At 53.8% G+C, this 14,706-nt stretch carries 11 protein-coding genes; all 11 read right to left on the minus strand.

The features are described 5' to 3' along the window. Nucleotides 1-2: 2 nt before the first annotated feature. Nucleotides 3-1,421 carry a UDP-N-acetylmuramoyl-tripeptide--D-alanyl-D-alanine ligase gene (locus MKX64_RS01540; protein WP_095263166.1) on the minus strand — a complete coding sequence of 473 codons (1,419 nt, stop codon included), beginning with the start codon at nucleotides 1,419-1,421 and terminating at the stop codon, nucleotides 3-5. After that, nucleotides 1,418-2,905 carry a UDP-N-acetylmuramoyl-L-alanyl-D-glutamate--2,6-diaminopimelate ligase gene (locus MKX64_RS01545; RefSeq protein ID WP_095263165.1) on the minus strand — a complete coding sequence of 496 codons (1,488 nt, stop codon included), beginning with the start codon at nucleotides 2,903-2,905 and terminating at the stop codon, nucleotides 1,418-1,420. The genes MKX64_RS01540 and MKX64_RS01545 overlap by 4 nt, the downstream gene beginning before the upstream one ends. A 72-nt stretch (nucleotides 2,906-2,977) precedes the next feature. Further along, nucleotides 2,978-4,918: a stage V sporulation protein D gene (locus tag MKX64_RS01550; protein WP_095263164.1), complete on the minus strand. Its 1,941-nt coding sequence runs from the start codon at nucleotides 4,916-4,918 to the stop codon at nucleotides 2,978-2,980. A 109-nt stretch (nucleotides 4,919-5,027) separates the two neighbouring features. Further along, nucleotides 5,028-7,307: a penicillin-binding transpeptidase domain-containing protein gene (locus MKX64_RS01555; protein WP_095263163.1), complete on the minus strand. Its 2,280-nt coding sequence runs from the start codon at nucleotides 7,305-7,307 to the stop codon at nucleotides 5,028-5,030. Between the two features lie 16 nt (nucleotides 7,308-7,323). Further along, a complete protein-coding gene (locus tag MKX64_RS01560) occupies nucleotides 7,324-7,734 on the minus strand; it encodes a cell division protein FtsL (protein WP_095263162.1) in 411 nt (136 codons plus the stop codon). Nucleotides 7,735-7,819: 85 nt separating this feature from the next. Continuing rightward, complete coding sequence (rsmH, locus tag MKX64_RS01565) at nucleotides 7,820-8,785, minus strand: 16S rRNA (cytosine(1402)-N(4))-methyltransferase RsmH (RefSeq protein WP_095263161.1); 966 nt, start codon at nucleotides 8,783-8,785, stop codon at nucleotides 7,820-7,822. Between the two features lie 82 nt (nucleotides 8,786-8,867). Further along, nucleotides 8,868-9,305 carry a division/cell wall cluster transcriptional repressor MraZ gene (gene mraZ / locus MKX64_RS01570; protein WP_095263160.1) on the minus strand — a complete coding sequence of 146 codons (438 nt, stop codon included), beginning with the start codon at nucleotides 9,303-9,305 and terminating at the stop codon, nucleotides 8,868-8,870. A 216-nt stretch (nucleotides 9,306-9,521) separates the two neighbouring features. Further along, nucleotides 9,522-10,790 (minus strand): adenosylhomocysteinase, encoded by a 1,269-nt coding sequence (locus tag MKX64_RS01575; protein WP_095263159.1) that lies wholly within the window; start codon nucleotides 10,788-10,790, stop codon nucleotides 9,522-9,524. 33 nt (nucleotides 10,791-10,823) lie between these two features. Next, nucleotides 10,824-12,455 carry a bacillithiol biosynthesis cysteine-adding enzyme BshC gene (gene bshC / locus MKX64_RS01580; RefSeq protein WP_095263158.1) on the minus strand — a complete coding sequence of 544 codons (1,632 nt, stop codon included), beginning with the start codon at nucleotides 12,453-12,455 and terminating at the stop codon, nucleotides 10,824-10,826. Between the two features lie 308 nt (nucleotides 12,456-12,763). Further along, nucleotides 12,764-13,702 carry an ABC transporter ATP-binding protein gene (locus MKX64_RS01585; RefSeq protein ID WP_095263157.1) on the minus strand — a complete coding sequence of 313 codons (939 nt, stop codon included), beginning with the start codon at nucleotides 13,700-13,702 and terminating at the stop codon, nucleotides 12,764-12,766. Then, on the minus strand, nucleotides 13,699-14,694 hold the full coding sequence (locus MKX64_RS01590; RefSeq protein ID WP_095263156.1) for an ABC transporter ATP-binding protein: 996 nt from the start codon (nucleotides 14,692-14,694) through the stop codon (nucleotides 13,699-13,701). Before MKX64_RS01590 ends, MKX64_RS01585 begins: the two co-directional genes overlap by 4 nt. Nucleotides 14,695-14,706: the final 12 nt, after the last annotated feature.

Raw genomic sequence — 14,706 nt, forward strand, 5'->3', positions numbered from 1 at the left:
GCTCACCCCCTACTTCCATTGTTTCCGCCAGGCAGTTCCGCAAGTGCCTCGACGACTTGTTCAAGCCTCATTCCGCGCGAGGCTTTGACCAGCACAACATCCTTGCTGGTGATCTGCTCTATCAATGAGGCGATCAGCGCCTCCTTATCTGTATAAGCAAACACGCTGTTCTCCGGATAATACTGACGTGCGGCTTCCGCCGTATGACGGGACAGCGGGCCGTAAGTAAACACGATGTCCACCTTGTCCGGAGACAAGTAATGGCCGATTTCCGCATGGAACTCCGCTTCCTTCGGACCGAGTTCAAGCATGTCCCCGAGCACAGCAATGCGGCGCCGATACCCCTTCATGTTCCCGAGGACATCCACGGCAGCCTTGACGGCTGTCGGACTGGAATTGTAAGCATCGTTCAGCACCGTTACGCCATGACGCGTTTCAATACACTCAATCCGCATGCCGGTAAGCTTGAGGCCCTCAAAGCCTTCGCGAATCTCCTCTTCGCTGACCCCGAGCTCGCTGGCCACCGCCATGGCGGCAAGTGCGTTTACGACGTTGTGCTGTCCAAGCAGCGGCAGGCTGAACGCCTCCCCGGCAGATCGGCTTGAGGTAAACACAATTCCCTTGCCGTGGAACATCAGGCCTGTCGGATAGCTGTCGTTATCACTGCCGGTTCCGAACGTAAAGGTCTGAAGACCTTCCGGCTTAATGGTCGACGCTTCTTCGAGCACCCGCGAGATCAGCGGTTCGTCACCGTGATAGATGAGCAGTCCGCCAGGCTTCATCCCGCTAATAATCTCCAGCTTCGCCCGCGCAATCTCCTCGCGTGAACCGAGCTGCAGCAAATGGGCCTCACCGATGTTCGTAATAACAGCAATATCCGGATTCGCAAGTCCGGACAGCAGCTCGATCTCATGCCGCCCGCTCATGCCCATCTCCAGCACGATGATCTCGGTGCCTTCCTCCATCGCCAGCACGGTCAGCGGCAACCCGATGTGATTGTTATAATTGCCCTTCGTTTTATGCACCTTATACCGTGTCTCAAGCAGGGCGGATACCATATCCTTTACGGTCGTTTTGCCGTTGCTGCCGGTGATGCCGACAACCTTGGCACCGCTCTGCCGCAAATACGCCTTGGCCAGCGCCTGAAGCGCCGCCAGCGAGTCCTCTACCACAATGACAGGGCCTTCCGGCGCCGGTCCATGATCCCGCTGCCACAGCGCGGCTCCTGCTCCTTGGTCCAGCACCTGACGGACAAACTGGTGACCGTCAAACTTCTCTCCGACAATCGGGACGAAGAGCTGGCCGGATTGTATCGTTCTGGAGTCGGTGCCGACCCCATGAATCATCGTATTCTCGTCAAGGTTTGGCGAAAGCGTTCCGCCGCACATGTCGGCGATGCTTCGCAATGTTTTATGGATCACTTTAGTCTGCCCCTTATCGCGTCTTTAGCTACGATGCGGTCGTCAAAGTCAAGCACTTCGCCCGCGATCAGCTGGTAGGTCTCATGACCTTTCCCCGCAATCAATACTACATCGCCCGGGCTTGCCATTTCAATAGCCTTTTCAATCGCTTCACGGCGATCCACGATGAGCTCATAGCTGGCCTTAGACACGCCTTCCTCGATCAGTCCCGCTTCAATATCCTTCAGAATTCGCTCCGGATCCTCTGTGCGGGGATTATCGGATGTAACAAATACAAGGTCGCTGTACTTGGAGGCGATTTTCCCCATGATCGGCCGCTTCGTCCGGTCCCGGTCCCCTCCGCAGCCAAACACGGTCAGGATACGACCTTCGGCAAATTCATTCACGGTTCGCAGCACGTTCTCCAGACCATCCGGGGTATGAGCATAATCCACGATGACCGCATACGGTTGGCCTTCATCTACAACCTCTACCCGGCCGTCAACACCCGGCACGGCTTCAAGGCTGTTCTTGATGTCTTCCAGAGGAATGCCTTCCAGAAGCGCTGCAGCAATGGCCGCCATCGCATTGTATACGTTGAACTTGCCGACCATCCGGATCGAGATATCCGCGCTGCCGCGGAACGTATCCACATGGAAGGAAGTGCCCTGCGCCGTGATGACGATACGGCTTGCCCGAATGTCTGCATCCTCCTGTACGCCGTAAGTAATCACTTCGGCTGCAGTAAGCTTTGCAAAATAAGCCGATGCCTCATCATCCGCGTTCAACACGGCATATTTGCGCTTGTTCTCGTCCTTGGCAAAAGCGTTCCCCAGTCTGGCAAAAAACAACCCTTTCGCAGCCCGGTAATCTTCCATCGTATGATGGTAGTCCAGATGATCCTGCGACAGATTCGTGAAAATTGCCGTCCGGAAGTCTGTTCCCTTCACCCGCCCCTGCTCCAGCGCATGGGAGGATACCTCCATCACGCAGCATTCGGTTCCGCTGCTCGCCATATCGTTCAAGTAACGCTGAAGGTCGAGCGCTTCCGGAGTCGTTCTTGGCATCGGGAATGACTGCCCGTTGTATCGCATCTGAATCGTGCCGATCAATCCGGTTTTCACACCATAGTCTTGAAGAATGCGTTCGATCAGGTACGTGGTCGTTGTTTTTCCGTTCGTTCCGGTCACACCGATCAGCTTCATACGCGCGCTAGGCTGGTTGAAAAACTTGTCAGCCATCGCGGCCATAGCCAGCCGGGTATCCTTAACGATAACTTGCGGAAGGTCAATATCAAGCTTCCGCTGGACGATAAGTGCGCTGGCTCCGCTAGCGGCTGCCTGCGCTGCGTAGTCGTGGCCATCCACGGTGTGCCCCGGCAAGCAGATGAACAGATCACCCGCCTTCACCTGTCTGGAATCCACCTGCAGATCCGAAATCTCAACATCACCGTCTCCATCAACGACTGCTGCTGCCAGCACGGATGATAGTTCGTACAATTTCATTGCAATCCCTCTTCTCTCTATATCCTTGATCATCCGGTTAACGAGGGCCGGATAATAAAACCAATACGTATCTTAATGTTCATGCCCTGCCTCGGAATCCTCTCCCATATAAATGCGGATGGTCGAGCCGCGCTCTACCCGGGTTCCCGGCTTAGGAGCCTGGGAGATCACAGTGTTGCCCGTTCCCGATTTGGCCAGCATGAAATTCATGTTCAAATCCTCGTACAGATCCTGAACGGTCGCTCCCACCAGGTCCGGCACGGTTACCATCGGGGTTTCCCCGTATTTGTACACGCGCGCCATCTGATCTTTGCGAGGCGGAATATCCATGTAACGCAGCGCATCCTCCAGAATGTTCTGAACGATCGGTGCCGCCACTACGCCGCCGAACTGAATGCCCTTCGGATTATCAACGGCGGTGTACACAACAATCTGCGGATCATCCGCCGGGGCAAATCCGATAAAAGACACGATATGCTCGGTGGAAGAATACCTGCCGTTCACTACCTTTTGCGCCGTTCCCGTTTTGCCTCCGACCCGGTAGCCGTCGATGAATGCCGGACGTCCCGTTCCCTTGGCCACCACGCTCTCCAGCGCTTCACGGACCTGCTTCGAAGTCTCCTCGGAGATGACCTCGCGCACAAGCTGCGGCTCAATCTCCTCCACTTTCTCGCCCGTTTCGGGATTGATCCAGGCTTTGGCCACATAAGGCTTATACAGCTTGCCTCCGTTAATTGCCGCAGAGACCGCGGCAACCTGCTGGATCGGTGTCACCGACACCCCCTGGCCGAAAGCGGTTGTCGCCAGCTCAACCGGACCGACATTCTCCAGCTTGAACAGAATCCCGTTCTCTTCCCCGTTCAGGTCAATTCCGGTTTTGGCGCCAAAGCCAAAATCGCGGATATATTGGAACAGGCTTTCTTTGCCCAGCTTCTGGCCCAGGAGAACAAATCCGGGGTTGCACGAATTCTGCACCACTTCCATAAATGTCTGGCTGCCATGACCGCCCTTCTTCCAGCAGCGAAGCCGGGCTCCGCCGACCTCAACCGCACCGGAATCAAAGAAGTGGTCGTTTTTTAAATCTACCTTTCCCTCTTCCAATGCAGCAGCCAGCGTAATGATCTTGAAGGTTGAGCCCGGCTCATAGGTCATCCAGATCGGAAGATTCCGGTTGTACGTTTCCGGCTCGAATTCCTGGTATTTCCCCGGCGAGAAGCCCGGGCGCGAGGCCATGGCCAGAATCTCGCCTGTATTGGGATTCATGGCAATCGACCATGCGCCATTGGCCTGATACTTGACCATCGCCTGATCCAGCTCGCGTTCCATAATCGCCTGAATCGATTTGTCAATCGTCAGTTCCAGGCTGAGCCCGTCCCGGGGCTCCACATACTTCTCCGTCGAATTCGGCATTTGCTTCCCGCTCGCATCGGACAGATAAGAGATGTTGCCGTCAAAGCCCATCAGCTTATCATCATGCATCGCCTCAAGTCCGGTCAGCCCCTGATTATAGGCGCCCGTAAAGCCTAAAATATGAGCAGCTAGATCACCATAAGGATAATACCGCTTGTTATCCTCGGCAACAACGATACCCGGCAGCTTCAAATCACGAATTTCCTGAGCCAGCTCCATCGTAATTTTTCGTCCGCCGGGATTGATCCGTTCTATTCTCGAACGTTTCGTAATACTTTTTTTCACGTCAGCCTCGTTCATGCCAAGCAGAGGGGCCAATGTCCGGGCCGTATGGTCCGCGTCCTTGATCTGGACGGGAATCGCCCAGATGGTCGGTGTCGTGATGCTGGTCACAAGCGCGGTTCCGTTACGGTCCAATATTTCTCCCCTCTTGGCTGCAAAAGGAATGTCCCGCCGCCACAACTCCTCCGCCTTCGCGGACAATTCGGCTCCCTGTCCAATCTGGACGTAAGCCAGTCTGACGATCAGGGCCGAGAACATCAAGAGCAGCAGCAGCAGGCTCCAGAGCAATCTTCTTCGCTGAGATACCTTGGAAACTTTCACCTTGCTTCCCTCCCCGACTTAAGCCTGTAAACCCATGAACTGGTGTTTATCTCATGAGTATTCGGTACAAGCCGGGGATAGAACAAGCTATTCCTCGTTGCTGACCTCGCTAACCCTGCCCTTCAGCATCCGCCGAGTCGGTCTCCGCGCTGCCATCCGATTCAGCCTCTTCATCCGGAGTTTCGGGTTCCTCTTCCTCCGAATCGGTTGCGCCGGTCAGCATTTCTTCCGCCGTTCTCAAAGTCAGCGTTACCGTGCGCTGCCCATTCTCTGAGCTCTCCACCTGCTTGGTGACATAGCCCTCGCCCTGGACAATGACTCTCACCTTCATCAAGGTGAGCACCTCCATCGCGTCCCGCAGCGATTCACCATGCAGATTCGGAATCGTCATTGCATGGTCGTCCTCGGTCAGCACATAGACACGCTGTCCGGAAGTCATTACCGCTCCCGGGGCAGGATACTGTCCCTTCACCGTATTCCCGCTGCCGAGCACCTCAAAGGCGAAGCCGTCCTGGAGCAGTTTATCCTTCACTTCACTGATTCTCATACCGCTTAGATCCGGAGAGGTCATTCGAACCTCAGCCGCTGCATCCTTCGCCTTCGGCGCGTTCCCCTTGCTGTTGTCAGTATCCTGCTGCGATTTGGGAATGCCCCAATAGCTGAGCGTTTGCGAGACGATCTTTTGGAACACCGGGGCAGCAGCCGCGCCGCCGCCGACCTCTTCCTTCGGTTCGTCAATGATGACGATGACGGCAATCTTCGGATCATCCACCGGGGCATATCCGACGAAAGAAGACACCTGCTTCGTCCGGTCGCGGTAGCCTCCGGTCGATTTAATCGCCGTACCGGTTTTGCCTGCTACACGGTATCCATCGATATAAGCGAGTCTGCCGGAACCGTTGACCTGATCGGCAACGACTTGCTCCAGATATGTTCCGGTTTCTCTCGCCGTTTCCGGGGTGATGATTTCCCGGATTACCTCAGGCTCGATCTTCTGTGTTTCACCGGTATTCGGATCCTGAATCTCCTTCACCATATACGGCTTCAGCAGCTTGCCGCCGTTAGCCACGGCGGAAATCGCCGCGATCTGCTGAATCGGCGTAACCGATACTGCATAGCCGTAAGTCAGCGTTGAAATATCCGAATCATTATTCATATGGATGATGCCGAGAGATTCCGCAGGCAGATCAATGCCCGATTTTTCCGTAAATCCAAACTCGCGAATGTAGTTGGTCAGCCTTTCGGCACCAAGCATTTCGTAGCCCAGCTTGACAAAGGCCACGTTGCTCGATCGCTTCACCCCTTCGAGGTAGCTGATCGTTCCCCAGTGCCGCCTGATGTCGTAGTGGGTTCTGCCTCCCGCCTTGATCGAACCGGATTCATAATAGGCGTTCGGGTTAAACAGCTTTTCCTGCACGGCGCTGGCCAGTGTTACAATTTTAAAGGTGGAGCCCGGCTCGTACACTGAACCGACCGCATGATTGAAGAAGTTGCCGACATTCGGCACATCCCAGTATGTATTCGGGTCAAAGGTCGGCAGGTTGGCCATGCCGAGAATCTCCATCGTGTTCGGGTTTGCCGCAATGACCGTGATGCTCTGGGGCTTGTACTGCTCATAGGCCTCGCGCATGGCATCTTCGATATAATACTGGATCGTATCATCAATCGTCAGTACTAAATTTTTCCCATTAATGGCAGGTTGGTATAAGTCATCCTCACTGGGAAGCTTAATTCCCTTCTTGTCACTCTTGTAAGCAGCAAAACCGTCCTTGCCTTGCAGCAGCTCATTGTAATAGGATTCGACCCCGCCGACTGCCTTGCCTTCCCTGTCGATATATCCAAGCACATGGGCAGCAAGAGAGCCTTTCGGATAGAAACGCTTCTTCTCATTGATGAAGCCGATGCCCGAATCCGGCGTTTTGCCTTCGTCCCGGAGCTCCTGCTTGAGACTCTCAGAGAACGCCTCGACCTCCAGCTTAGTATCCTGGTCAATCTTCAAGCCTTCATTTCGCACTTCGCGGTTGATCAAGTATTCCCCCTTGTCATCCTGGGCTCTTACCAATTCGCGAAGCTCGCCTTCATCCTTGCCGAGGATTTCATGAAGACCGGAAACCACCTTATCCTCCAGTCCATTCGTCTGAATGACCTTCGGATTGACAACGACCGTATACGCTGGCGCATCCATGGACAGAACGTCGCCGTCCCGGTCCATGATCGTACCGCGATTGGCAGGCAGCGGCTGCTGGCGCGACCAATAAGTTAAGGCCTTCTCCCGCCAAAAATCATTGTCAATAACCTGCAGATAAAACACCCGACCAATCAATAAAGCAAAAAAGAGGATAATACATCCCCCTATGAACACGGTGCGCAGTTTGATTTTTTTTACCATCGAAAAACCTCACACTTTAGTCATTTTGCCCTGGTAGCGGCCCTTGTGTCCCTCTCGTTCCCGCAGAAGGCTGCACATGGATCGCGTTATGGTCCTCAATCGGAACGTAGCCGAGTTCCTTGGCTTTATCCAAAATTTCCATCTCCAGCGTTTGTTTCTTCACCTGAAGCAGATCGATTTCTCTCTGAGCTGTACGGATCTCAGCCTCTGTTCTCTGAATTTGACGGTTCAGGTCATAGGAATGAACATGCCTCATGCCGATCACGCCCATGACAGCGACAACCAACACCACGGACAACAAATACAGCAGCTTTTCTTTTTGAGGCAGCTGGGATCGGCGTTTGATGACTTTGGTCTTCTCGAGATATGTGGATTGCGCTTCCTTCTGTCTCTCCTGAACGGCCAGATTGCCGCGCGTGTATGCCATGGCTGATTCTCCTTTGTCTTAGTTTCAGGATTTGCAACATTGCTGGTAGAGCTGCTCTTGGTTAGTGCATAATCCCTTTGAACGGTTAAGTTGGTTGCTGCAACTTTTCTGCGATTCGAAGCTTGGCCGAACGCGCTCTTGGATTGCTGCCAATCTCCTCCTGCGAAGGAATAATCGGCTTTCGATTGACCAGTTTCAGGTCGCCTTGCCCGCCCCCGCAGACGCACATCGGGAAATCCGGTGGACAAGTGCATTTAGGAATATAGCTGTTAAAAATCTGTTTGCAGATCCGGTCCTCCAGCGAGTGGAACGTAATGACCGACACTCTTCCGCCCGGCGCCAGACACCTAACTGCTTGGTGCAGCGCATCCTCGAAAGCGCCAAGCTCATCGTTGACCGCAATCCGCAGCGCCTGGAAGCTGCGCTTGGCCGGATGTCCGCCCGTTCTGCGGGCAGCGGCCGGAATGCCTTCTTTTATCAAATCGACGAGTTCCCCCGTCGTTTGAATAGGTCGCTGTACCCGTCTATCCGCAATGACTCTGGCAATTCGCCGCGAGAACTTCTCTTCACCGTATTCATAGAGAATCCGGGCAATCTCCTGCTCAGGCCACTCATTTACAATCTCGGCAGCGGTTAATTCCGCCGATTGATCCATCCGCATATCGAGCGGCGCATCGTGATTGTAGCTGAAGCCTCTCTCCCCTTCGTCAAATTGCGGTGAGGATACGCCCAAATCAAACAGTATGCCGTCAACCCGCGGCTGCCCGTTCACGTCTGCCCTTACTTCGCGCCGGAGCACCTCCTCCAAGTCACGAAAATTGGCTTTGACAAGGGTAACCCGATCCGCGTAAGGTTCCAGCACCTTCTGCGCATTCTCATGCGCCCAGTCATCCTGGTCAAACGCAATTAACCGGCCCTCAGAGCTTAGCCTCGAGGCGATCAGGGAGCTGTGCCCCGCACCGCCGAGCGTACAGTCAACATATATACCGTCTGGTTTGATGCGCAGCCCGTCTGTCGCTTCTTCTTTAAGCACCGTGATGTGATGAAACAAAGTCTGCGCCCTCCATTGCTTTTAACGTTTGTCATGTAATCATAGATTCCTTGCGAGCGTAGAACGGAAGCTTCACCGACAGCTACAGATCGAAGTCGAAATCGACCAGCTTCTCGGCGATATCATTAAACGCTTCTTCCGACTGCTCATAATACTTCTGCCATTGTTCCTTGCTCCAGATCTCCACCCGGTTCGAAACGCCGATCACGACGCATTCTTTCTCCAGCTTGGCGAACTCTCGCAAATTTGCCGGCAAGTTTACCCTTCCCTGCTTATCCAATTCGCATTCTGTTGCTCCCGAGAAAAAAAACCGGGTAAACGCTCTGGCATCAGACTTCATCAGTGGGAGGGATTTGAGCTTCTGTTCCATAACAGCCCATTCTTCAGTAGGGTATACAAAGAGACATTGGTCGAGGCCTCGGGTAACGACAAAGGAAATGCCAAGGAGTTCACGAAATTTGGCGGGGATAATGATCCGCCCCTTGTCATCGATGCTATGCTGAAACTCCCCCATAAACATCAGGCACTCCACTCCTTAACCCCGAATCCCCACTTTGCACCACTTTCCTCCACTTTAGAATAATAGATTCGACGTCAAGAATCAAACACCTTTAAGACCCATTTTGTTTTTTTGGGCATTTTTTCAAAAAAAGCGCGCAAAAAAACCTCCTAACATCCACTGACGGGAATGGAAGGAGGTTTGTTATGAACCGTTCTTTTCCAAATATGCCGCAGATTAATGCTGTGCCCAGCTGTCCAGATAAGCTTTTTGCTCATCGCTCAACTGGTCGATGCCGATTCCTAGACTTTCCAGCTTGTATCTCGCCACCTGCTCGTCAATTTCATAGGGTACGTTCACGACACGGCTGCCAATGGTTTCGTATTGCTCGTTCACATATTTCAGCGACAAGGCCTGCAGCGCAAACGTCATATCCATAATTTCGGCCGGATGCCCGTCGCCAGCGGCAAGATTGACCAGACGCCCCTCGGCCAGAAGATAGATTTTGCGGCCATCCTTCAGCTGGTATTCCTCAATGTTGCGGCGAACGGTCCGAACGGACTGTGCGCGCTCCATCAGATCCGGCTTGCTCACTTCCACATCGAAGTGCCCGGCATTGGACAGAATAGCCCCGTCCTTCATCACATCGAAGTCGGCGCCGCTGATCACATCGCGATTGCCTGTCACCGTTACGAAAAAGTCGCCCAGCTTGGCGGCCTCGCGCATCGGCATCACTTGGAAGCCATCCATATAAGCTTCAACCGCTTTAATCGCATCCACCTCGGTGACGATCACATTCGCGCCCAGCCCTTTCGCTCTCATGGCCACGCCTTTGCCGCACCATCCGTATCCGACAACGACAACCGTCTTGCCTGCCACGACGAGATTGGTCGTCCGGTTAATGCCGTCCCAGACCGATTGCCCCGTGCCGTAGCGGTTGTCAAACAAATATTTGCAATACGCGTCGTTGACCGCGATCATCGGGAACTTGAGCGCCCCATCCTTCTCCAGGGACTTTAGTCGCAGAATCCCGGTCGTTGTTTCCTCCGCTCCGCCGCGGATGCCTTCCAGCAGCTCGGGGCGCTCAGCATGAAGAATGGTGACCAGATCGCCGCCATCATCAATGATGAGATCAGGCTTCGTTTCCAACGTTTTAATGAGATGCTCCTTGTACTCCTCCGGGGAGGGGTTGTATTTTGCAAAGACGGTAATGCCATCCTCCACCAGAGCGGCACAAACGTCATCCTGAGTGGACAGCGGATTGCTGCCGGTAATGGTCACTTCGGCTCCGCCAGCCTTAACGACCTTGGCCAGGTACGCCGTTTTCGCTTCAAGATGAAGAGAGATCGCCACCTTGAGCCCCTTGAAAGGCTGTTCACGTTCAAACTGCTCGCGCACGCGGTTCAGTACCGGCATGTGCGCCTTTACCCAATCAATTTTCAGATGGCCTTCCGGGGCCAATTTCAAATCGGTAATGCTGCTGTTTTGAATCGAGGATGAAGTCATCACTTACCTCCTAATAAATGGTTATTGGTTTTATTATACGTGAATCAAACGGTGCGTGCCTGATGCCTCATACGGAATTTCCATCAGCCGGTCAATCAGGTCCATACCGTAGCGGTTCATATAATGGAAAATATTATACACCCGCTCCTGCGGTCTTCCCAGCGGCATCAGGCTCTGCCCGATAGCCTGCCATTGCCGCAGAGCAGCCTCATGCTGCTGCTCGAGTGCTTCTTGCGATTTGCGCAGCAGATAGTCCATCTGCTTCAGTATTTTATCCTTATTGGTCGATCCGAGCTTCACCAATCCCGATTGCAGCTTGCCAAGATCTTCGATCAATGGCTGATACAGCTGTTCGAACGCAGCCTTGGTCTGACCGAACCGCTCCTCCAGATTGAGTTCATCCTGACTGTCGAGCCAGGCCTGCCGCTTCTCCTCCAGATGATGCTGTACGTCCTGGAACGACAGCGCATACTTATCCATATGTTTATGCACCGTATCATCCAGCAATGTAAACGACATTCTCGGCAATATGAGCGGCATCTGAAGCCCCATTTCCGCAAAAGCACCGCGGGTGATGGCCCAATACGAAATTTCGCCCATCCCCAGTACCGTCCCCAGCACCGGCAGCAGCGAATCCTGCATAAGCGGCCTTGTCAGCACATTGTTGCTGAATCTGGCAGGATGCTCGTGCAGCTCGCGCAGCAGCTCATCACGCGATAATTGAATCCATCCCTTCCGGTCGACGAACCTGTCGCCTTCCCGGTACAGGAGCAGACGCATGCCTTCGTGAAGGTAGAACAGATTGGCTCCATTCTCCGGAACATCGGCCTGAACTTCAAATCCTGCACCCTCGATATCGCGGGCCATCTGCTGGTACGAAAGTCCCAGAGCCTCGTTGTTGTTGATGATCGCTTCGAACACGGGAACTTCCAAAGCGCGAAGATTCGGGTCCGCAGAATCAAGAAGAATGAGTCCGTGCTTGCCAAACATCGCGCCCAGCAGCTTGGCGAAGCCTTCGCTCAAATTGCGGGAGCCGCTGAATGCCGTGCGGGCCAGCTCAAGCAGCTCCGCCTTGCTCGGGCTGTCCGGCAATAGCTCACGCAGCCCTTGAAGCTGGAGCTCCCACTCCTCTTCGTTCACTTCGGTATAACTTACAGAGGTGCGAAGCTTTTCTCTCGGGTCCAGCTTGATTTTGGCTATATCGAGATCGCGGGTCGGGAAATAGGCGTGATTCACCTCATCCCAGTCATGATCCTCGCCGGCGATCCAGAACACAGGAACCACCGGACGGTTGAGCCTTTTGGCAGCATCTGAGGCAGCCTGAATGATAGTCACCGCTTTATAGATGACAAGGATCGGTCCTGTAAGCAGTCCGCTCTGCTGTCCGCCTACAATGGCAAGTGTCTCCGGTTGGCCCAGCGCATCCAATGCCTTATCCACCGCTGGATGGGCATTAAACTTATGATTATAGGTGCGTAGACAGTCCACCACAGCCGCTCTGGAGATGCGTTTGGCTTCGGATTGATCCAGCCATGCCGCTCTCCGTTCATAGCCGTCGCTGCTGCGGTAATCTTCACCGTAAAAGCCGCTAACGCTGTCATAACGATGAATATATGCCTGGGCAAGACGTGATCCGCCGGATAAAGGATCCGGAACGATATTCATGAAGTATGCCTCCTATTCTCTATATCGCAGCATCCATAAATGTATACAGGTATAGCCATATCGAATATGTATGTGGAACTATACTTGCGCCCTTCCCTTTGACGTCTGACGGTATGATTCCCCTATATCGGACGGGCAGGCTCTGCAATTTATAGCATTCTAGACTTATGAAGCCTTTCTTGATTGTACCGAATGATGGCGTTCTCCGTCAAAGGAAAACAACAGCCGCCGGCATACAAGCCTGCGGCTGTTGATCATACTTCGGATTTTCAGGATTGACGATCGCTGGTAGAGCTCGGTCTCAGAGCTTATGCGAAAGCTTTGGATACCCAGTGTCCCTTCGACACTTCAACCAGCTCGCTGTCCGCCTCGTGTAGCTGAACGGTCCCGTCCTCGCCCTTCGCTGCAGTGATTGGCCCTTGGCCATCATGCTCCATTCTCAGCCGCTGCTTGTTCGCCTCGATTTCGGGGTCCGGAATCGGAATAGCAGACAGCAGCGTCTTCGTGTACGGGTGAATCGGATTGGCGTACAGCTCCTCGCTGTCCGCAAGCTCAACCATTTTGCCTAAATACATTACGGCTACCCGGTCGCTGATATGCTTGACCATGGACAGATCATGGGCAATGAACAGATAAGTCAGGCCGAGACGGTCCTGCAAATCCTTCAGCAGGTTTACAACCTGCGCTTGAATCGATACGTCCAGCGCCGAAATCGGCTCGTCACATATAATAAACTTCGGATTGACTGCCAGCGCCCGGGCAATCCCGATCCGCTGACGCTGTCCGCCGGAGAATTCATGTGGATAGCGCGAGGCATGGTCGCTGTTCAGGCCAACCATATCCAGCAGCTCTTCAACCCGTTTCTTGCGTTCGGCGCGGCTGCCGGCCATGCCGTGAATGTCCAATGCCTCTCCGATAATATCCGACACTGTGAATCTCGGATTCAGCGAAGCATAAGGATCCTGGAATATCATCTGCATATCCCGGCGCATCGCCTTCATCTTCTTGGGGGACAGCTTGTAAATATCGGTCCCGTTAAACTTTACGGATCCGGCAGTTGGTTCGTAGAGGCGGAGAATCGTCCGTCCAGCCGTAGATTTGCCGCAGCCGGATTCCCCGACCATCCCGAGCGTCTCTCCCTCGCGGATGTAGAAATTCAGATTATCCACCGCTTTAAGAACATTGCCTTTCCCTACATTAAAGTATTTCTTCAGTCCTGCAACTTCAATGAGATGGTTGTCCTTCATGACGACTGTGCCTCCTTCGCCATCGGATGCAGATTCCAGCATCGAGCCATATGGGTGTCGCTGAACTCAGTGGCTCCCGGATCGATCCGTTCGCATATTCGCATCGCCTCTTCACAGCGCGCGCTGAACGGGCAGCCTACCGGCGGTTTAATCAGGTCCGGCGGCGTGCCGACGATCGGAATGAGCGGCTCGCCCTTCTTCTGATCGAGGCGCGGCATCGAACGAAGCAATCCCTTCGTATACGGATGCTGCGGATTTTTGAATATTTCCCACTTCGTGCCGGTCTCGACCACTTCCCCTGCATACATGACGATCACCCGGTCACACATGCCCGCTACAACGCCCAGATCATGTGTGATCAGAATGATGGATGTGCCTAGACGCTGCTGCATGTCCTTCATGACATCCATAATTTGCGCCTGGATGGTAACATCCAGCGCTGTTGTCGGCTCATCGGCAATCAGCAGCGACGGTTTGCAGGCCAGCGCAATCGCAATCATGGCCCGCTGACGCATACCGCCCGAGAATTCATGCGGGTATTGGTTGAAGCGCTCTTCCGGATTTTTAATACCGACAAGCTTGAGCATTTCAATCGCTTCTTTCTTCGCTTCCTTGAAGCTCATGCCCTGGTGCTTTTCCAGCACTTCGGTAATCTGCTTGCCGATCTTGATGGTCGGATTCAGCGATGTCATCGGGTCCTGGAATATCATGCCGATGTCCTTGCCGCGAATCGCCTCCATCTGTTTATTCGTTTTCTTGAGCAGGTTCTCTCCTTGGAAGATAACCTCCCCTTTCTTGATCTCTGAGGGCGGGGACGGAATCAGACGCATGATGGTCTGGGCGGTGACACTTTTACCGCTTCCGGACTCACCGACAATGGCAACCGTCTCCCCTTTGCCGATTTCAAAATTCACGCCGCGCACAGCCTGTACTTCGCCGCCGCGAACACGAAACGATACGCTCAGGTCATTCACCTGCAAGATCGGTTCCATACCTTCCCACCT

The sequence above is a fragment of the Paenibacillus sp. FSL M8-0334 genome (assembly GCF_038000405.1).
Lineage (GTDB): Bacteria > Bacillota > Bacilli > Paenibacillales > Paenibacillaceae > Paenibacillus_AQ > Paenibacillus_AQ campinasensis.

Coding starts and splice junctions, on each gene's coding strand:
- bshC (WP_095263158.1), bottom strand. CDS start 12,455: ATGAATATCGTTCCGGATCCTTTATCCGGCGGATCACGTCTTGCCCAG.
- MKX64_RS01575 (WP_095263159.1), bottom strand. CDS start 10,790: ATGACTTCATCCTCGATTCAAAACAGCAGCATTACCGATTTGAAATTG.
- MKX64_RS01590 (WP_095263156.1), bottom strand. CDS start 14,694: ATGGAACCGATCTTGCAGGTGAATGACCTGAGCGTATCGTTTCGTGTT.
- MKX64_RS01545 (WP_095263165.1), bottom strand. CDS start 2,905: ATGAAATTGTACGAACTATCATCCGTGCTGGCAGCAGCAGTCGTTGAT.
- MKX64_RS01555 (WP_095263163.1), bottom strand. CDS start 7,307: ATGGTAAAAAAAATCAAACTGCGCACCGTGTTCATAGGGGGATGTATT.
- MKX64_RS01585 (WP_095263157.1), bottom strand. CDS start 13,702: ATGAAGGACAACCATCTCATTGAAGTTGCAGGACTGAAGAAATACTTT.
- MKX64_RS01560 (WP_095263162.1), bottom strand. CDS start 7,734: ATGGCATACACGCGCGGCAATCTGGCCGTTCAGGAGAGACAGAAGGAA.
- mraZ (WP_095263160.1), bottom strand. CDS start 9,305: ATGTTTATGGGGGAGTTTCAGCATAGCATCGATGACAAGGGGCGGATC.